General features: G+C 74.7%; 17 protein-coding genes and 1 tRNA gene. 9 read left to right on the top strand and 9 right to left on the bottom strand.

The window, feature by feature from the left end:
• Positions 1 to 24 precede the first annotated feature (24 nt).
• Positions 25 to 2,010 carry a VWA domain-containing protein gene (locus tag ACI782_RS01675; protein ID WP_456905417.1) on the top strand — a complete coding sequence of 662 codons (1,986 nt, stop codon included), beginning with the start codon at positions 25 to 27 and terminating at the stop codon, positions 2,008 to 2,010.
• A gap of 53 nt (positions 2,011 to 2,063) precedes the next feature.
• On the top strand, positions 2,064 to 2,885 hold the full coding sequence (locus ACI782_RS01670; RefSeq protein ID WP_456905415.1) for an alpha/beta fold hydrolase: 822 nt from the start codon (positions 2,064 to 2,066) through the stop codon (positions 2,883 to 2,885).
• Here ACI782_RS01670 and ACI782_RS01665 read toward each other — a convergent pair.
• A complete protein-coding gene (locus ACI782_RS01665; RefSeq protein WP_456905413.1) occupies positions 2,851 to 4,200 on the bottom strand; it encodes a DUF2252 domain-containing protein in 1,350 nt (449 codons plus the stop codon). The two genes, ACI782_RS01670 and ACI782_RS01665, sit on opposite strands and share 35 nt — an antisense overlap.
• A 68-nt stretch (positions 4,201 to 4,268) precedes the next feature.
• Here ACI782_RS01665 and ACI782_RS01660 point away from each other — a divergent pair, with 68 nt between their 5' ends.
• Both ACI782_RS01660 and ACI782_RS01655 read left to right on the top strand, forming a co-directional pair.
• Positions 4,269 to 5,288 carry an SGNH/GDSL hydrolase family protein gene (locus ACI782_RS01660; protein ID WP_456905411.1) on the top strand — a complete coding sequence of 340 codons (1,020 nt, stop codon included), beginning with the start codon at positions 4,269 to 4,271 and terminating at the stop codon, positions 5,286 to 5,288.
• Between the two features lie 170 nt (positions 5,289 to 5,458).
• Positions 5,459 to 6,679, top strand: coding sequence for an acetyl-CoA C-acetyltransferase (locus tag ACI782_RS01655; protein WP_456905409.1), 1,221 nt, complete (start codon positions 5,459 to 5,461; stop codon positions 6,677 to 6,679).
• A gap of 71 nt (positions 6,680 to 6,750) precedes the next feature.
• Here ACI782_RS01655 and ACI782_RS01650 read toward each other — a convergent pair whose 3' ends face one another.
• Together ACI782_RS01650 and ACI782_RS01645 are read right to left on the bottom strand one after the other, a co-directional pair.
• The gene (locus tag ACI782_RS01650; RefSeq protein WP_456905407.1) at positions 6,751 to 8,016 is read right to left on the bottom strand and encodes an epoxide hydrolase family protein; all 1,266 of its coding nucleotides are present in this window, start codon (positions 8,014 to 8,016) and stop codon (positions 6,751 to 6,753) included.
• Positions 8,017 to 8,342: 326 nt separating this feature from the next.
• Complete coding sequence (locus tag ACI782_RS01645) at positions 8,343 to 9,206, bottom strand: Bax inhibitor-1/YccA family protein (RefSeq protein ID WP_456905405.1); 864 nt, start codon at positions 9,204 to 9,206, stop codon at positions 8,343 to 8,345.
• 273 nt (positions 9,207 to 9,479) lie between these two features.
• Here ACI782_RS01645 and ACI782_RS01640 point away from each other — a divergent pair, with 273 nt between their 5' ends.
• From ACI782_RS01640 to ACI782_RS01630, 3 genes are read left to right on the top strand one after another with little or no spacing between them, the layout of a single operon-like run.
• Positions 9,480 to 10,565, top strand: a complete 1,086-nt coding sequence (locus tag ACI782_RS01640; RefSeq protein WP_456905403.1) for a multicopper oxidase domain-containing protein — start codon at positions 9,480 to 9,482, stop codon at positions 10,563 to 10,565.
• Positions 10,566 to 10,580: 15 nt separating this feature from the next.
• Positions 10,581 to 11,582 (top strand): multicopper oxidase domain-containing protein, encoded by a 1,002-nt coding sequence (locus ACI782_RS01635; RefSeq protein ID WP_456905401.1) that lies wholly within the window; start codon positions 10,581 to 10,583, stop codon positions 11,580 to 11,582.
• Between the two features lie 23 nt (positions 11,583 to 11,605).
• A complete protein-coding gene (locus ACI782_RS01630; protein WP_456905399.1) occupies positions 11,606 to 12,076 on the top strand; it encodes a hypothetical protein in 471 nt (156 codons plus the stop codon).
• Between the two features lie 9 nt (positions 12,077 to 12,085).
• On the opposite strand, the gene ACI782_RS01625 is transcribed toward ACI782_RS01630, so the two are convergent.
• The 3 genes from ACI782_RS01625 to ACI782_RS01615 form a co-directional block, all read right to left on the bottom strand.
• Positions 12,086 to 12,159: transfer RNA gene (locus tag ACI782_RS01625), tRNA-Leu, on the bottom strand.
• A gap of 50 nt (positions 12,160 to 12,209) precedes the next feature.
• Entirely contained in the window at positions 12,210 to 13,592 is a 1,383-nt protein-coding gene (locus ACI782_RS01620) for an NAD(P)/FAD-dependent oxidoreductase (RefSeq protein ID WP_456905397.1), read from the bottom strand.
• A 9-nt stretch (positions 13,593 to 13,601) separates the two neighbouring features.
• Positions 13,602 to 14,405 carry a uracil-DNA glycosylase gene (locus ACI782_RS01615; protein ID WP_456905395.1) on the bottom strand — a complete coding sequence of 268 codons (804 nt, stop codon included), beginning with the start codon at positions 14,403 to 14,405 and terminating at the stop codon, positions 13,602 to 13,604.
• 90 nt (positions 14,406 to 14,495) lie between these two features.
• Between ACI782_RS01615 and ACI782_RS01610 the strand changes: the two genes are divergently transcribed.
• Together ACI782_RS01610 and ACI782_RS01605 are read left to right on the top strand one after the other, a co-directional pair.
• Positions 14,496 to 14,816: a DUF4235 domain-containing protein gene (locus tag ACI782_RS01610; RefSeq protein WP_456905393.1), complete on the top strand. Its 321-nt coding sequence runs from the start codon at positions 14,496 to 14,498 to the stop codon at positions 14,814 to 14,816.
• Between the two features lie 175 nt (positions 14,817 to 14,991).
• Entirely contained in the window at positions 14,992 to 16,269 is a 1,278-nt protein-coding gene (locus tag ACI782_RS01605) for a GNAT family N-acetyltransferase (protein ID WP_456905392.1), read from the top strand.
• A gap of 1 nt (position 16,270) precedes the next feature.
• Here ACI782_RS01605 and ACI782_RS01600 read toward each other — a convergent pair whose 3' ends face one another.
• From ACI782_RS01600 to ACI782_RS01590, 3 genes are read right to left on the bottom strand one after another with little or no spacing between them, the layout of a single operon-like run.
• Positions 16,271 to 17,221 (bottom strand): Ppx/GppA phosphatase family protein, encoded by a 951-nt coding sequence (locus tag ACI782_RS01600; protein ID WP_456905390.1) that lies wholly within the window; start codon positions 17,219 to 17,221, stop codon positions 16,271 to 16,273.
• Positions 17,218 to 17,901, bottom strand: coding sequence for a DUF501 domain-containing protein (locus ACI782_RS01595; RefSeq protein ID WP_456905388.1), 684 nt, complete (start codon positions 17,899 to 17,901; stop codon positions 17,218 to 17,220). The genes ACI782_RS01600 and ACI782_RS01595 overlap by 4 nt, the downstream gene beginning before the upstream one ends.
• A complete protein-coding gene (locus tag ACI782_RS01590) occupies positions 17,898 to 18,476 on the bottom strand; it encodes an FtsB family cell division protein (RefSeq protein ID WP_456905386.1) in 579 nt (192 codons plus the stop codon). The genes ACI782_RS01595 and ACI782_RS01590 overlap by 4 nt, the downstream gene beginning before the upstream one ends.
• Between the last annotated feature and the right edge of the window lie 9 nt (positions 18,477 to 18,485).

The following is an 18,485-nucleotide window of genomic DNA, read 5'->3' as shown; positions in this document are numbered from 1 at the left end:
ACGAGCGCCAGCGAGGAGGACTAGATGGCCTTCCGCCGCGGTCGCGGGCACCGCTACTCCAGATGGCACGGCGGGCCCGACCCGCTCGCGCCGCCCTACGACCTGGGCAGCGCCGTCGACGAGATCGGCGACTCCGTGCTCGGCGGCAGCGGCGTCCGCGAGGCCCTGCGCGAGCTGCTGCGCCGCGGCATGGACGGCCGCCGCGGACTCGACGAGCTGCGCCGGTCGGTGCGCGACCGGCTGCGCCAGGCGCGCCAGGCCGGCCGGATGGACGGCACCCTCCAGGAGGTCCGCGAGCTGCTCGACCGGGCGCTCGAGGCCGAACGGCGCGAGCTGTTCCCCGACCCGGACGACATGGCCCGGCTCAGGGAGGCCGAGCTCGACGCGCTGCCGGAGGACACCGCCGGCGCGGTCCGGGCGCTGAAGGACTACGACTGGCGCTCGGAGGAGGCCCGGCACGCCTACGAGCAGATCCAGGACCTGCTGCGCCGCGAGGTGCTCGACAGCTCCTTCGCCTCGATGAAGCAGGCGCTGCAGAACGCCACCGAGCAGGACGTGCAGGCGGTCAAGGACATGGTCGCCGACCTCTCGCAGCTCATCGACGCGCACAACCGCGGTGAGGACACCGACGAGCAGTTCGCCGAGTTCATGGACAAGCACGGCCAGTTCTTCCCGGACGACCCGCAGTCCATCGACGAGCTGATCGACTCCCTCGCCCGCCGGGCCGCCGCTCAGGAGCGGATGATGGCCGGCCTCTCCGCCGAGCAGCGGGCCGAGCTGGCCGACCTGATGGCGCAGACCATGGCCGACATGGGCCTGGCCAGCGAGATGGCGCACCTGCAGGACGCTCTCCGCCAGGCCCGCCCCGACCTGCCGTGGGGGCAGCGCGGGCAGGTGCCCGACGGCGAGCAGGCCCTCGGCGTGGGCGACGCGACCAGCGCGGTCGCCGAGCTCGCCGACCTCGAGGCGCTGTCCAACCAGCTCTCCCAGGGCTACGCCGGCGCCTCGCTGGCCGACGTCGACGAGGAGCTGCTGGAGCGGGCGCTGGGCCGGCCGGCGGTCGACGACCTCGCCGCCCTGCGCCAGCTGGAGCGGGAGCTGGAGCGGCAGGGCTACCTGAACCGCTCTGACGGCCGGCTGGAGCTCTCCCCCAAGGCGGTCCGCCGGCTCGGCGCCACCGCGCTGCGGCGGGTGTTCGCCAAGCTCGACGCCACGGGCCGGGGCGACCACGACATGGCCGACGCCGGCGCGGCCGGGGAGCTGACCGGCGGCAGCCGGGAGTGGCAGTTCGGCGACGAGCAGCCGCTGGACGTCGTCCGGACGGTGAAGAACGCCGTCCTGCGCACCGCGCACGAGCCGCGCGCCGAGGGAGACCGGCACGTGCGGATCACCGTCGAGGACTTCGAGGTCGCCGAGACCGAGCGGCGCAGCGGCGCAGCGGTCGCCCTGCTGGTCGACCTCTCCTACTCGATGGCGCTGCGGGGCACCTGGGGGGCGGCCAAGTCCACGGCGATGGCGCTGCACTCGCTGGTGACCACCCGCTTCCCGCAGGACGCGATCCAGATCATCGGGTTCTCCTCGACCGCGCAGGTGCTGCGCCCGGAGACGCTCGCCGAGCTCTCGGTGGACACGTTGCAGGGCACCAACCTGCAGCACGGGCTGATCCTGGCCCGCCGGTTCCTCGCCCGGCACCGGGACGCCGAGCCGGTGGTCCTGGTGGTCACCGACGGCGAGCCCACCGCCCACCTGGAGGACGACGGGACGCCGTTCTTCTGCTGGCCGCCGATGCCCGAGACGATCGCCCGCACCGTCGCCGAGGTGGAGCGGGTGGCCCGGTCCGGGGCGACGATGAACGTCTTCGCCCTCGACCCCGAGCCGGGGCTGGTGCACTTCGTGCACGACATCACCCAGCGGGCCGGCGGCCGGGTGTTCACCCCCGACAGCGAGCGGCTCGGCGAGTACGTGGTGGCCGACTACCTCCGCACCCGCCGGGGCCGCCGGGTCCGCTGAAGCAGGACCACGACCGGCCGCTGACTCCCGGCCCTCCGCCGGGTCTGCCGTGCATGACCGAGTACGTGCAGACCGAGGACGGCGTCCGCATCGCCTACGACCGCGAGGGCGCCGGCCAGCCGCTGGTCCTGGTCGGCGGCGCCGGGCAGTTCCGCGCCGTCGACCCCGACACCCGCGCGCTGACCACCGAGCTGGCCGCCCGCGGGTTCGACGTCGTCCACCCCGACCGCCCCGGGCGCGGCGACAGCGGCGGCGAGCCGCCGTTCCGGCTGGCCGGGGAGGTCGCCGCGATCCGCGCGCTGCTCGGCGTGGTGGGTGGGCGGGCCTGGTTGTACGGCAGCTCCTCCGGCGGCGCGATCGCCCTGGCCGCCGCGGCCGAGCTGCCGGGTGTGGAGCGCTCGGTGCTCTGGGAGGTGCCGCTGGGTGAGGAGGAGGGCACCGACGGCGCGCAGTTCCTGGCCGCGATCCGGGAACGGGTGGCGGCCGGGGACCGCGAGGGCACCCTGCGCACCTACATGGGCGGCATGCCGCCGGAGTGGTTCGAGGCCATGCGCACCGGGCCGCAGTGGCCGCTGTTCGAACGGATGGCACCCACCGTGGAGGCCGACGCCGAGGCGCTCGCGTGGACGCAGTCGGCGCCCCGCGCGGACCTGTGGCGGTCGGTGACCGCGCCGACGGTGGTCGTGCTCGGGTCGGACCCCTTCCCGTTCTTCGTCGACGCCGCGGAGTCCGTGATCGGTGCGCTGGCGTCCGCCGAGCGCGCGGTGGTGCCCGGCAGCGGTCACCGGTGGCAGGCGGCCGACCTCGCCGCCCTCATCGCCGGGTACCTGCCGGGCAGGGTCAACGGCGCGCCGGTTGTGCCCCGCTCGAGCTGATCCCCGGGATCTCCCCCGCGCGGAACGCGTCGACGAACAGCCGGTGGTCCTCCTGGGTGCGCCGGGCGTAGGCCGCGGCGAACGCGATCACGTCCTCGGTGAACTCCTCGCGGCGGTCCCCGATCATCGCGGTGATCGCCTCCTCGGTCTGGAACGGCACCAGGGTGTGGTCGCTGTCGACGTCGCCGACGCAGTGCACCTTCGCCGTCGCCCGCCCCAGCTGCGTCATGACCGGCGCGATCTCCTCGGGCTCGGTGAGGTCCTCCCAGTCGAGGTCGACCTCGTACGGCGAGAGCTCCTGGACGACGAACCCGACGCCGTCGATCTCGGTGTGCCCCAGGAACTGCGAGGCGTTGGCCTGCAGCGCCCGCTGGCTGACCGCCGTCCGGTGGCCCTCGTGCTCGAAGTGCGCGCGGATCTCCGGGTCCCGGACGATCCGGCTCGGGGCCGGCACGTTCCCCTGCTTGAGCGAGAGGACGACGTCGTTCTCCAGCGCCTGGTCGTAGCCCTCGATGAGCACGTTGTAGGCGGGCAGCCCGGCGCTGCCGATGCCGAAGCCGCCGGTGGCCACGACGTCCTTGACGTCGTAGGCGACGTCGCGCCGCCGGCGGGGCGGGTACACCGTCTCGCGCCACCGGTCGAGGGCGGCCAGCACCCGGTCGCGCTCGGTGTCCTCCAGCGGGCGGTTGCGCGGCCCCTCGGCGAAGCGCCGCTGGAAGTTCTCCACCACGGTCATCCGGTCCAGCAGCGCCTGCCGGGTGCGCGCGGTGGTCCGGAGCACGGCCTCGTGGACGGCGCCCTCGGTGTTCTCCTTGACCAGGGCGAAGGACCGGTCGTCGTCGAGCCGGGTGAAGGCCGCGACCTGGTCGAGGTAGGCGGACAGGTACCGGCGGACCAGGTCGGCGATGACGTCGTCCCCCAGGGCCTTGCGCCACGCCAGCAGCGCGAAGCTGGCGACGAACCGGCGGAGGTCCCAGCTGACGTGGCCCAGGTAGGCCTCGTCGAAGTCGTTGACGTCGAAGACGATGCGCCCGCCGCCGTCCATGTAGGTCCCGAAGTTCTCCGCGTGCAGGTCGCCCTGGATCCACACCCGGCTGGTCCGCTCGTCGCACCAGCGGTCCTCCTGCTCGGCCATGTCGGCGTAGAACAGGCAGGCGCTGCCCCGGTAGAACGCGAACGGGTCGGCCGCCATCTTGCGGAACTTGGTGCGGAAGGCGTCGGCGTCCGCGGTCATCAACTCGGCGAAGGCGTCGACCAGCACGTCGACGATCTGCCGGGACCGGTCGCCGCTGCCCCCTGCGAGGGAATCCGCCATGGGAGCCACCGTAGGGGCGGTTAACCTGCGGGGACAGGTGCTTCGTGCAACGGGAGGACGGCGCGGCGGTGACTCGAGCGGGCAGGGCATGGCGACTGGCCACCGGTGCCGCCTACGGCGGCGGCGGGCTGGGGCTCGTCGGCGCCGGGGTGGTCGCCCTGCTGCGGGCCCAGGCACGCGCCGCCCGGCGACGGGTCGAGGCGCGGACGTCGAAGGCCGATCCGCCCTCCGGCAACGGCGTCTACGGCCGCGGCCGCGGCAAGCCGATCGTCCTCGCCGTCCTCGGCGACTCCAGCGCGGTGGGGCTGGGCGTGGAACGCGCCGCCGAGACCCCCGGCGTGCTGCTGGCCGCCGCCCTCGCCGAGCTGGCGGAACGGCCGGTCCGGCTGGTCCGGCTCGCCGTCTCCGGGGCGGAGTCCTACGAGCTCGAGGAGCAGGTCGACGAGGCCCTCGTCGAGCGCCCGGACGTCGTGACGATCATGATCGGCGCCAACGACGTCACCAGCCGCACCCGCCCCGCCGTCTCGGTGCGGCACCTGCGCGACGCCGTCCGCCGGCTGGTCGAGGCCGGCGTGGAGGTCGTCGTCGGCACCTGCCCGGACCTCGGCACGATCCGGCCGATCGGCCAGCCGCTGCGGCTGCTGGCCCGCCGGTGGAGCCGGCAGCTGGCCGCCGCGCAGACCATCGCCGTGGTCGAGGCAGGGGGGCGCACGGTGTCCCTCGGCTCGGTCCTGGGCCCGCGCTTCGCCGAGGACCGCGGCCTGTTCAGCGTCGACGAGTTCCACCCGAGCGGGGCCGGGTACGCGGCCGCGGCCGCGGTGCTGCTGCCGTCGGTCGCCGACGCGCTCGGCGTCTGGCCGGCGGCCGCCGACCGCGGTCTGCGCAACCTGCGCCGCGACACCGTCCGCCCGGTCGCCCGGGCCGCCGCACGCGCCGCCGGCCGCACCGGCACCGAGGTGCAGGCCACCGCGGTCCGGGGTTCGGAGACCGGTCCCCGGGGGCCCTGGGCGCGGCTGCGCCGCCGCCGTCCCCCGGACCTGCCGACGCCCGAGCAGGCCGAGCGCGCCGCCGAGACACCCGTGGCCTGACCCACAGCGGCGGCAGCACCGCAGCGCGCGCGGCCGCCGCGCGGAGGGCGGGCAGTGGGCGTCGCCTGACGGGCCGCATCCGCCTTCGGGTGAGCGTTACCGGGGAGTAGGTTCGGGGGCGACCCGACGTCCGGCGTGCCCCGTCGGATCCGCCTCACCGTGGAGGACCCATGCCCGAAGCCGTCATCGTCGCGACCGCCCGCTCCCCCATCGGGCGCGCGTTCAAGGGCTCGCTCAAGGACCTGCGCCCCGACGACCTGACCGCCACGATCGTGCGGGCGGCACTGGACGGGCTGGCCGGGCTCGACCCGACCGACATCGACGACCTGATCCTCGGCTGCGGCCTGCCCGGCGGGGAGCAGGGCTACAACATGGCGCGCGTGGTCAGCGTCCTGCTCGGCATGGACCACCTCCCCGGTACGACCGTCACCCGCTACTGCTCGTCCTCGCTGCAGACCACCCGCATGGCGATGCACGCGATCAAGGCTGGCGAGGGCGACGTGTTCATCTCGGCCGGCGTGGAGATGGTGTCCCGCTTCGCCAAGGGCAGCAGCGACTCCCTGCCCGACACGAAGAACCCCGCGTTCAGCGAGGCCGAGGCCCGGGTGGCCAAGACCGCCGAGAGCGGCGCCGACTCGTGGACCGACCCGCGGGAGAACGGCGAGCTGCCCGACATCTACATCGCGATGGGCCAGACCGCCGAGAACCTGGCGCTGCTCAAGGACGTCTCCCGGCAGGAGATGGACGAGTTCGCCGTCCGCAGCCAGAACCTCGCCGAGCAGGCCATCGCCGAGGGCTTCTGGGAGCGCGAGATCACCCCGGTCACCACGCCCGACGGAACCGTGGTCAGCACCGACGACGGCCCCCGGCCCGGCACGACGCTCGAGGGCATCGCCGGCCTCAAGCCGGTGTTCCGCCCCGACGGGCGGGTCACCGCCGGCAACGCCTGCCCGCTCAACGACGGCGCCGCCGCGGTCGTGGTCATGAGCGACACCAAGGCCCGTGACCTGGGGCTGACCCCGCTGGCGCGGATCGTCTCCACCGCGGTGACGGGGCTGTCGCCGGAGATCATGGGCTACGGGCCGGTGGACGCCTCCAAGCTCGCCCTGCAGCGGGCCGGCATGAGCATCGGCGACATCGACCTGGTGGAGATCAACGAGGCGTTCGCCGCGCAGGTCATCCCGAGCTACCGCGACCTGGGCATCGACATCGACCGGCTCAACGTGCACGGCGGCGCGATCGCCGTCGGCCACCCGTTCGGCATGACCGGCGCCCGCATCACCGGCACGCTGATCAACGGCCTGCAGACCAAGGACAAGACCTTCGGCCTGGAGACGATGTGCGTCGGCGGCGGCATGGGCATGGCGATGGTCCTGGAGCGGCTCTCCTGATCCCGGCACCCCGGCCCGGCGGCCCGGTCCCCTCGAGGGGCCGGGCCGCCGTCGTCCGTCGGCCCCGGTGGTCAGCCGCGCAGCGGCCGGAACGCCGCCCGGACCTCGGTCGTGAACAGCTCGGGTTCCTCCCAGGCGGCGAAGTGGCCGCCCCGATCGACCTCGTTGAAGTAGGTGAGGCGCGGATAGGACCGCTCCACCCAACTGCGCGGCGCCCGCCAGATCTCGCCGGGGAACGTGGTGAAGCCGGTCGGGACCGACACCTCCGGCGGAGCCTGGTCGGCCGCGGCCGCCGCGGGGGCGTCGGGGCCGTAGCTCTCCCAGTAGGAGCGGGCCGACGAGGCGCCGGTGCCGGTCAGCCAGTACAGCGTCACGTTGTCGAGGACGTGGTCGCGGGTGAGGTTGCCGGTGGGCTGCCCGTCGACGAAGGCGCGGGCCATCTTGTGGTAGGAGTCCGTGTCGTGGTCGAGCATCCAGGCCGCCAGGGCGATCGGTGAGTCGAGCAGGCTGTAGCCGATCGTCTGCGGGCGGGTGGCCTGCTCGAGGAAGTAGGCGAAGCCGCTGGTCCGGAAGGTCTGGACCGCGTCGGCGGCCGCGCGCTCCTGCTCGGTGTCCGTCGGCTGGGGACCGGCCAGCGCCGTCACGAGCAGGTTGAGGTGGATGCCGATCAGCCCCTCGGGTGCCTGGCGGCCCATCGCGTCGGTGACGCCGGCGCCCACGTCACCGCCCTGGGCCACGTAGCGGGGATAGCCGAGGCGGCGCATCAGCTCCGCCCACGCGCGCCCGACACGGGCGACGTCCCACCCGAGCTCCCGCGGCTTGCCGGAGAAGCCGTAACCGGGCAGCGACGGCAGCACGAGGTGGAAGGCGTCCTCGGCGCCGCCGCCGTGCGCGGTCGGGTCGGTGAGCGGTCCGACGGTCTCGAGCAGCTCGACGACCGAGCCCGGCCAGCCGTGCGTCATGACCAGCGGCAGCGCGTCCTCGTGCCGGGACCGCACGTGGACGAAGTGCACCTCCACGCCGTCGATCTCGGTCGTGAACTGCGGGAGCGCGTTGATCCGCGCCTCGCACGCGCGCCAGTCGTACTCGGTGAGCCAGTGGCGCGCGAGTGCCCGCATCGTCGCCAGCTGCACCCCCTGCGTCCGGTCGCCGACGAGCTCCGCGGAGGGCCAGCGCGTCGCGGCGACGCGGCGGCGCAGCTCGAGGATCTCCGCCTCGGGGACGGACACCTGGAACGGGCGGATCGCGGAGCGGTCGACGCCGGCGGCGGCCCGCGGCTGGGGCACGGCTCCGGGAACGGGCGCGGTGGTGGTGGTCGGATCGGTGGGAGCGGACATCCGGGGCCTCCAGGCGAGGGCTGGGCGCGGCAGCGGTCCCGTTCCGGCGTCGCGGCCGGCCGTCGCGGGGTGGAGGACCCGTCAGCCGGACTTCCGTTGCGGCGCCGTCCGGCGGTGACTGCCCGGGTCCGCCCACGACCCCACCGGAGCCGCCCCTCCCCCGCCTCATCCGGGGCGGACGAGCCGGAGCACCCACGCCGCCGACCGGCCCCCGACAGGACGGTGGCCCGGCCCCCTCGTGGGGACCGGGCCACCGTCGTGGGATGGCCCCGCTGCAGGGGTCCTCCGCCTGCGCGTGCGAGGCGTGGGGGCAGCGGGGTCCTCCCTCAGTCGTTCTGCAGGTAGGACAGCAGCCGCAGGATCTCCAGGTACAGCCAGACGACCGTCACGAGCAGGCCGAAGGCGATGTACCAGGCGAACTTCGCGGGGGCGCCGCGGCGGATCGCCTCGTCGGCCATGTCGAAGTCCAGCAGCAGCGAGAACGCCGCCACGCCGATCACGATGACGCTGAACAGGATGGCCACCGGGCCGCCGCTGCGCAGGCCGAGGGCGTCACCGCCCACGAACAGGCTGGCGACGAGGTTGACCAGGATCAGCGCCAGGACGCCGAACATCGCGCCGACGATCCAGCGGGTCAGCTTCGGGGTGACCCGGATGGCGCCGGTCTTGTAGACCACCAGCATGCCGGCGAAGACACCGAAGGTGCCGATGACCGCCTGCACGACGATGCCGGGCCAGAGGTTGTTGAACGCCTCGCTGATGGCACCGAGCGCGACACCGTAGAGCGCGCCGTAGGCCAGGGTGGCCGCCGGGTTGGCGATCTGCTTGAACGAGATCACCAGGCCCAGCACGAAGGCCACCAGGACCGCGGGCAGCGCCAGGCCGAACGCCAGCTCCTGCGGGAGCAGCGCCCAGGTGACGGCGGCCGAGAGGACGGTGACGAGGAAGGACAGACCCGTCTTCTGGACGACGTCGTCCATCGTCATGTAGCGCGTCGTCGACGGCGCGTACGGCGACCGGGCGTACGGCGACGGGGCGGCGTACGGGTCCTGCGTCGGGGCGCCGTACTGGGGGGCTCCGTACTGGGGAGCGCCGTACTGCGGTGCACCACCCCACTGGCCGTACTGCTGGCCGTTGCCGGCAGCGGCGTTCGCGAAGCCCCGGCCGAAGACCGGGTTGTGGCTGGGCATCGTCATCTCCTTGAGGTGACCGGGCGGTTCGTGGGGTCAACGGTGCTGGACTCCACTCGGTCAGGTCAACGCCCGAGGGGGCCTGCGCGTTCCGGGGAGTTCCGTTGCGCTCGTCGGTGGCGGTGCGCCCACCGCGGCACGTCCCCCGAATGGGGGACACGGCACCCCCCTCGTTCGGCCTGGTTCCGGAACGACTCGGAAACGGATCCTCGGGTCAGCCAGCGGGGCGCCCCCTTCCCCCCGCACCGACGCCAGCCAGCCCCGGAGGGCCCCATGGACGCCACCGAGACCCCGGTCTCGCGCCGCACGGCGCTCAGGTACGGCATCGGAGCGGCAGCGACGCTCGTCCTCGTCGGCGGCGGCCTGCTCGCCTCCGCCGAGCGGGCCGCCGCCGACGTGGTCGATGCGCAGCTGTTCGCGCTGAGCGGCGAGCGGATCATGATCGACGGCCTGGTGGTGCCGGTCCTCGGTTTCGGCAGCGCTCCTGACCGGGTGGAGATCCCCGGCGGCCGACTCGAGGTCGAGACCGGCGACACGGTCAACCTGACGCTCACCAACGGCACGGGCCGGCAGATCGGGCTCACCGTGCCCGGGATCCCCGGCGTCCCGGTCGACCCGGTCCCGCCGGGAGCCAGCCGCACCATCTCGTTCACCGCACCCGACCGCCCGGGCACGTTCGTGTACATCGGCACGATCGACGGCAGCGCCGACACGGGGCGTGCACTCGGTGCGACCGGAGCTCTCGTCGTCCGGGCGCGGGGAGCCGCGGGCTCCATCGAGGCGAACTTCCCCGGTGCCCTGGCCCGGGCGCGGCGCCAGCCACTGTTCGGCACCCAGCAGGTCGCGATCCCGACCCAGATCGTCCAGGAGCGCACGTGGCTGTTCGCGGAGCTGAACCCCGTCACCGCCCGGGACCTCGCCGGCGGCCGCGTCGCGCTGCCCAACGACCCCGAGCCGGAGTACTTCCTCATCAACGGGATCAGCGGGATGTTGGCGGTCGAGGACCCGGCCACGTTCCTCGAGGGCGAGGCGGGATCGCTCACCGCACCCGGGGACGCCACGCTCGTGCGGATGATCAACACCGGGCGGGCGCCGCGGTCGGTGCACTTCCACGGCAACCACATCTGGGTGCTCAGCCACCCGGACACCCCGTGGATCGTCGGCGCGAACAAGGACACCGTGCGCGTCCCCCCGGGCACCGCCGTGGACGTGCTGTTCCCGTTCAACACCCCGCCGGACTCGTTCCCCGTGGTCGACCGCGCGCAGAAGTACGTGGTGCACGACCACATCGAGATGGCCGAGACCGCCAGCGGCGGCCACTACGCGGGCGGCATGGTCTCCGAGGCCGTCTTCGACTGAGAGGAGCTGATCACGATGGCCGGCGGACTCGTCCCGATCGACCAGAACCGCCCCGCGGACCTCACCCAGTCCACGCACTTCGGGCACAACTACCCGGAGGCCAGCCCGGAGACGCCCGGGCGGGTCCGGCCGGACGCGACCTTCGTGCGGAAGGTCTTCAACGACAAGCTGGAGTTCTCCGACGGGGAGGACGTCGAGTACTGGGCCTTCAAGGACCCGGACGACGACAAGCCCTTCCCCTCCACTCCGATCCGGGTGCGGCAGGGCCAGGTGGTCCACACGGTGATCGAGCCGGCGATCAACCGGCACACCATCCACCACCACGGCATCGAGCCGTCCACCTACAACGACGGGGTGCCGGACACCTCGTTCACGGTGAACAGCGACTACACCTACCAGTGGCGGGCCTCGCGGGCCGGCACGTTCTTCTACCACTGCCACCGCAACGCCCCGCTGCACGTCCAGATGGGCATGTTCGGCTACCTCGTCATCGACCCGCCGTCCGGCCCGGGCACCCTCTACGTCGGCGGCCCGCAGTACGACGTCGAGGCGATGTGGGCCACCTACGACATCGACCCGACCTGGCGCGACTACAACCACGCCTCCGGGGAGAAGGACGCGATCGCCGACCGCACCCGGCTCAACCGGTTCCGACCGCGGTACTTCACCGTCAACGGCGTCGACGCAGGGCGCTCGCGGAACGACCGGAGGACGACGGTGCGAGCGCGGGTCGGCCAGCGGATCCTGCTGCGGCACCTGACCGGCGCCTACTTCGTCAACACGGTCCTCTTCCCGGGCGCGCTCCGGCCGGTCGTGCACATGTCCGACGGCGAACTGCTCCCCGAACCGTTCCCGCTGGCACGGCAGCAGAACCGGTTCACCAGCACCACGGCGGAGCGCTACGACCTGATCCTCACGCCGGCCTCCGCAGGGACCCACACCGTGACCTACCAGTTCCGGCACTGGCTCACCGGCGCCCTCGCCGGCACGGCCACCGCCCACGTCATCGTCACCTGACCGAGCCGAGCGGAGACGACACGATGAACACCTGGAGCCGGAGGACCACGGTGGTCGCCACCCTGGCGGCGCTCGGCCTGGCGGCCACCGTCACGACGACCCTGGCCGCGCTGGACGACGACGGCGTGCACCTGCGCGCGGACTGGCAGAACGGCGGGGAGGCGTGGCTGGAGCTGGAGGACCGCAACGCCCTGCCGGTGATCTGCTTCATCTGGGACAACGACCTGCCCCAGGACGGGGACAGCATCGAGAGCGTGGTCCTGGACCGTGCCGGCGCGGAGGTCGTCGACCTGGGGATCGGTGACCAGTGGATCGATGGTTCGGGCTCGGGGTGCGAGGTGGTGCGGGACGAGGGGTTCCGGGACGTCTTCGCCGACCCTGAGGAGTACGTCGTCGAGGTCCACGTCGTGGAGGAGCAGGGGACGCCGCCGACGCCGCCGCTCCGGTCCGGCCCGCTCGAGGCCCACGACGGCAGCATCGAGACCTCGGGCTGACCGACAGCGTGCCCCCGGTCGGGTTCGAACCGACACTCGGACCCTTTTAAGGGGCCTGCCTCTGCCGATTGGGCTACGGGGGCTGCGTCGTCGGAACGCCGACCCTGCCGGGTCGGGCGCACCGAGGCGCCGGTCAGCTCGCCTGCGCGGAGCCGGACTGGGCCCGGTCGGCCGCCGACGGCGGGGGCAGCTGGCCGGCCCGGCCGGTGTTGGCCGCCGCGACGAACTCCCGGCGCGGGTCCTGCAGCTGCCCGAGGGAGATGACCTCCCGGCGGAACACCGCCGCGAGGGTCCAGTCCGCGACCACCCGCGCCTTGCGGTTGAAGGTCGGGACCCGGCTCACGTGGTAGCTGCGGTGCATGAACCACGCCGGCCAGCCCTTGAGCTTCACCCCGTAGACCTGCGCGACGCCCTTGTGCAGGCCCAGGCTGGCCACCGACCCCGCGTACTCGTGCCGGTAGGGCACCGGCTGCTCCCCGCGCAGCGCCAGCACGACGTTGTCGGCCAGCCGCTTGGCCTGCCGGACGGCGTGCTGTGCGTTGGGCGCGGTCGTGGCGCCGGAGTCGTCCTTGGTGAGGTCCGGGACCGCGGCCAGGTCACCGGCCGACCACGCGTGCTCCAGCCCGCGCACCTGCAGGGTCGGCTCGCACACGACCCGGCCGCGCTGGTCCAGCGGCAGGTCGGTCCGGGCCAGCATCGGGTTGGGCTTGGTGCCCGCCGTCCAGACCAGGGTGTCGCTGGCGAACTCCTCGCCGTCGGACAGCCGGACCACGCAGCCGTCGGAGACCGACTCCAGCCGCGTGTTGAGCCGCACGTCCATGCCCCGGGCGGTGAGCTGCTTGACCGTCCAGGCGGCCATGTCCAGGTCCACCTCGGGGAGGATCCGGCCCATCGCCTCGACCAGCACCCAGCGCATGTCCGCCGGCGAGAGCCGCGGGTAGTAGTGCTCGACGGCGTAGCGGGCCATGTCCTCGAGTTCGGCGAACGCCTCCACCCCGGCGTACCCGCCACCGACGAAGGTGAAGGTGAGCGCCCGGCGGCGCACGTCCGGGTCGTCGGTGGAGCTGGCCGCGTCCAGCCGGGCGAGCACGTGGTTGCGCAGGTAGATCGCCTCGCCGACGGTCTTGAAGCCGATGCCGTGCTCGGCGAGCCCGGGGATGGGCAGGGTGCGCGCCACCGAACCGGCCGCCATCACCAGCACGTCGTAGGACAGCTCGAAGGGCTCCCCCTCGATGGGCGCGACGTGCGCGCGCCGGTCGGCGTGGCTGAGGCTGGTCACCGCGCCGGTGATCACCCGGCACCGCGGCAGCGTGCGGCGCAGCGGCACCACCACGTGCCGGGGCTCCACCGAGCCGGCCGCCGCCTCCGGGAGGAACGGCTGGTAGGTCATGTGCGGCTGCGGGTCGACGACGACGATCTCCGCCCGCCCCCGGGACAACCGCTTCTGCAGCCGCAGGGCGGTGTAGAGGCCGACGTAACCGCCGCCCACGACCAGGACCACGGGTCGCTGCGCCATGGGGCGAGCCTAGGGGGCCGACCCCGGTCCCGGCACCGTTGCGGCGAGTTCGGTGGCCCGCGCCAGGACCGCGTCGAGCATCGGCTCGGTGAGCCTGCCCGTGAAGGTGTTCTGCTGGCTCACGTGGTAGCTGCCCAGCAGGGTGAGCGGCCCGCGCGGCCCCTCGAGGGGCACCTCGACCCCGTGCCCGAACGCCGGCCGCGGGCGCGGCAGCCGGTAGCCGGCCTCGGCCAGCACCGGCCACAGCGCCGTCCAGCCGAAGCCGCCGAGGACGACCACGACCCGCAGCCGCGGCAGCAGGCCCAGCTCGCGGGCCAGCCACGGGGAGCAGGTGTCCCGCTCCTCCGGCGTCGGCGCGTTGGCCGGCGGCGCGCAGCGCACGGCGGCGGCCACGCGGACGTCCCGGAGCTCCAGCCCGTCCCCGACGTGGGTGGACGTGGGCTGGTTGGCCAGCCCGGCCCGCCACAGCGCGGCGAAGATCCAGTCGCCGCTGCGGTCCCCGGTGAACACCCGCCCGGTGCGGTTCCCGCCGTGCGCGGCCGGGGCCAGCCCGACGACGGCGATGCGCGCGTCGGCCGGGCCGAGCCCCGGCACCGGACGGCCCCAGTACTCCCACTCCCGGAACGAGGCCCGCTTCGTCCGGGCCACCTCCTCCCGCCAGGCCACCAGGCGCGGGCACGCCCGGCAGCCGGAGACCCGGCTGTCTAGGACGGCGAGGTCGCGGGCGCCCCGGGCCGAGCGGACGACGCCGGCCGGGGTCCGAACGGCCCCGGTGTCGGGGCCCGCGGCGAGCTTGCGAGGCGCGGGGGGCATCGGGGTCCTTTCGCGGGAGGCCGGCGGCGTCGGAGCCACGCCCCCAGTGGATCACCCGCCCCGGAGCGCGCGGACACCGGTCGGGACGGCATGATCACCGCCGTGGCCCGGAAGAAGACACAGAAGTCGCCGCTCACCTGGAAGCTCCTGGGCACCGGCATGGCGGCCGGGACGGGGGTCGCCGTCCGCAGGCTCACCGACGCCGGCTGGTACGCCGTCCGCGGCACGACCCCGCCCAAGAACCCCGCCGCGCCCGGGGTCGGCTGGGGCGAGGCGCTGGCGTGGGCGGCCGTCTCCGGCGTGGCCGTGGCGGCCGGCCGGCTCGCCGCCGCCCGCGGGGCGGCGGCGACCTACGAGAAGCTCACCGGCAGGCTGCCGCCCGGCGTGAACACCGAGAGCCCGCGTCCCTGACCCCGGCGCCGACCGGCCGCGAGCACCGCCCCGGGCTCCCCCTTTCGGGGTTCGTCAGCGCCTCGGCCCCGCTCAGCGCCACGCCTCCCACCTAGCCTCGACCGCGGTCGGCGACCGGGACGGACGACGTCTCCGGTGCCGACGGGTGAGGAGTGTGGGAACGGTGGACGGAACGGTGTCTCTCTCCGGGCGCGGCCCCGGAGTCGGTCTCCCGGTCGACGACGGGACGGCCGACGAGGAGACCACCCCGGCCGTGCCACCGGCTCCGGTGACGTCCGGCGGGGCTCCGGGCCGGGCGGACGACGGCCCCCAGCGGGGGTCCGCCGACGTCGTGCTGGTGCACGACCACGCCGGGTTCGACGCCCTGGCCGACGCCTGGGACGACCTCTGGGCCCGCTGCCCGTCGGCCACGCCGTTCCAGACGCACGCCTGGACCAGCGCCTGGGCTCGGGCCTACGTCCCTGACGGGCAGCTCGCCGTGGCCGCCGTGTGGGCGGACGGCGTCCTGGTCGCGGCCGCCGCCCTGCACCGGGTCCGCCGCGGCCTGGTGCACGCACTCGTCCCGCTCGGCGGGGACCTCTCCGACCACACCGACGTCCTCGTGGACCCGCGGGTGGCCGACGCCGGGCCCCGGCTCGTCCAGGCGCTCCTGCAGGTGCCCGGATGGCGGCTCGTCGACCTGCCGGAGGTGCTCCCGGGCGCCGCGGTGCAGGGCTGGGCGCAGGGCTGGCCGGGCCGCGTCCGGCGGACCGCCGCATCGGTGCACCTGCAGCTGCCGGCGCTGCCCGTGTCCGACGTCCTGGCCCGGGTCCCGGCGCGCACGGCCGGGACCCTCCGCCGCAAGCTCCGCAAGATCGAGCGGCTCGACGTGCAGCGGACCGAGGTCGACCCCGCCTCCGTGCCGCGGGCCGTTCCCGACCTGATCAGGCTCCACGAGGCCCAGTGGGCCGGCCGCCGCGGCAACCCCGAGCACCTCACCGACCGGTTCCGGCAGCACCTCGTCGGGGCACTGGTGCCGATGATCGAGCGCGGCCAGGCAGTGCTCGTCGAGTACCGCCTGGACGGCGAGCTGATGGCCAGCGAGGTGGACCTGGTGGGTCACGACCAGCTGGCCTACTACCTCGCCGGCATCTCCCCCGCGCTGCGCCAGCACATCGACACCGCGGTCCTCCTGGTCAGCGGCGCGCTCGAGCGCGCGACGCGGCTGGAGATGACGGAGTACTCGTTCCTCCGCGGGCTGGAGGACTACAAGCTGCGCTGGCGTCCCGACGAGGTGACGACCACGCGGGTCCTGCTCGCCCGCCCCGGGCTGCTGGGCTCCGCCGGCTACTTCACGGCGACCGCCGTCATCGGCGGCTCCCTGACGCTGGCCCGGCGGGCGCTCCGCGGCCGGCCACGCGAGCTGGCCCGCGCGGTCATGCACGGCCTGCGCACCCGGCGGGCGCGCACCTGAGTCAGCGGCCGGCCAGCCCGAGCGCGATGCCGTCGAGGATGTCGTGCTCGCTCACGACCACGTCGTCGAGGGCGAAGGCGTCCATGACCACCCGCAGGACCAGCGAGCCGGCGCCGATGACGTCGACCCGGCCGGGGTGCATGACCGGCTCGGCCGCCCGCCGCTGCCGCGTGGCGGTCAACAGCCCGGCGGTCACCGAGCGGACGGCGGCGACCGGGATCCGCGACCCGTGGATGGCGACCGGGTCGTAGGCGGGCAGCCCGAGCGCCAGGGCGGCCACCGTCGTCACCGAGCCGGCCAGCCCGACGAGCGTCGCGGCCTCCTCGACCGGCACGACCGCGGCCACCTCGGCGAGCGCGGCCCGGATGTCGGCCTCGGCCCGCTGGATCTCGTCGGCCGTGGGCGGGTCGCCGTGCAGGTGCCGCTCGGTGAGCCGGACGCAGCCGACGTCGACCGAGCGGGCCGCCCGGACACCCCCGGCGTCGCCGAGGACGAACTCCGTGGACCCGCCACCGATGTCGACGACCAGGTAGGGCGGCTCCGGTGCGGGCTGGCCGTGCGCGGCGACCGCGGCGTCCAGCGAGGCGGTGGCGCCGAGGAACGACAGCCGCGCCTCCTCGTCGCCGGCGACGACGTCGGGCAGCTGGCCGAGCGTCGCGACGACCATGTCCTCGAAGTCGGCGCGGTTGGCGGCGTCCCGGCTGGCGCTGGTGGCCACCATGCGGACCGCCGTCGCACCCAGCTCGCGCGCCTGCGCGGCGTACTCGGCGAGGACGGCGTGGGTGCGTGCGATCGCCTCCGGCGCCAGCCGTCCCGTGGCGTCGACCCCCTGGCCGAGCCGGACCACCTCCATGCGGCGCAGCAGGTCGGTGTGCGGCCCCTCGGGCGGGACGTCGGCGACCAGCAGGCGGATCGAGTTGGTCCCGCAGTCGATCGCGGCCACCCGCGTCATGCGTCGTCCACGGCTCGACTCCGGTCTCGTTCCGCTCCCCGGTCGACGCCCGCGGTCGCCTCCGCGCTCGCTCCGCTCCTCGCTCGCCGGCGCTCGCTGCGATGCTCACTCGCTGTCGGCTCCGGGCACCTCCCTGCGATGCTCCCTCGGCCGGCGTCTTCGCGGTCCTGCGCGCAGGGGCCCTGAGCCCACCACTCCCCCATCTCGGCCACCGCCCGGTCGCCGATCGGGTTGACCCCCGGCCCGGCAGCGAGCGCGTGGCCGGCGAGCGCGTGCAGGCACTTGACGCGGTCGGGCATGCCGCCGGCGGTGTTCCGGGTGGGCAGCACGCCGAGGGCGTCGCGCTCGGCCAGGTAGGCCTCGTGGGCGGCCCGGTACCCGGCGGCCAGCTCGAGGTCGGCGCCCAGGTCGGCCTGCCACTCCCGCATCCGGCCGGTGGACTCCAGCCGGCTGGCCGCGGCGCTGGCCCGCGGGCAGGTCAGGTAGTACAGCGTGGGGAACGGGGTGCCGTCCTCCAGCCGGGGCGAGGTCTGGACGACGTCGGGCTGGCCGCAGGGACAGCGGTGCGCCACCGCGCGGAGGGCCCGCGGCGGCCGGCCGAGCTGCCGGGCGACGATCCCCCGATCCTCCGGGCCGACCGGCTCCCGGACGACGTCCCCAGGGGCGCTGGGCTCGCTCACTCGGCCGGCTCCTCGTCCCCGTCGGCCACGGCGACCGACTGCAGCAGCGCGTCGTACCAGGCCAGCTCGGCGTCCGACTGCTGGGGGACGGTCCCGGCGTCGCCCTCCACCGCGTCGCCGTCGACGACCACGACCAGTCGGTCACCGGGGAGCACGTAGGTCAGCCGCTCCCGCGCCTCCCGGGCGGTGTAGGCCGGGTCGTCCTGGCGCTCCAGTTGCTCCTGGAGGTCCTCCGCGCGCCGGTCGAGGGCGGTGCCCTCGGCGGCCAGCCGGGTCAGCTCGGCCCGGCCGGCCAGGAACTGGCGGATCGGCCCGGCCAGGGTCAGCGCGAGCAGCAGCACCAGCCCGCCGAGGAGCACCGTCCGGCCGGTGAACAGCGGCCGCCGGGGCGTGCCCGTCCCGGCGACCGGCCGCGGCGTGCGGCGGCCGGCGCGGCGCGCCTCCGGCCGGCTGCCCGCGCGGGAGCCGGCCGGGACCGGGCGGGACGCCGCGCTCGACAACGGGCGCCCGGTGGAGCGACGCCGGGCGGGCGGGACGGCGCCCGCCCCGCCCCGGCGGGTGCGCGGACCGCTCATCGGCGGCCG

It is taken from the genome of Geodermatophilus sp. SYSU D00703 (genome assembly GCF_054050155.1).
Note: the sequence above shows the minus strand (reverse complement) of the source record. Positions and strands in the feature narration are given on the sequence as shown.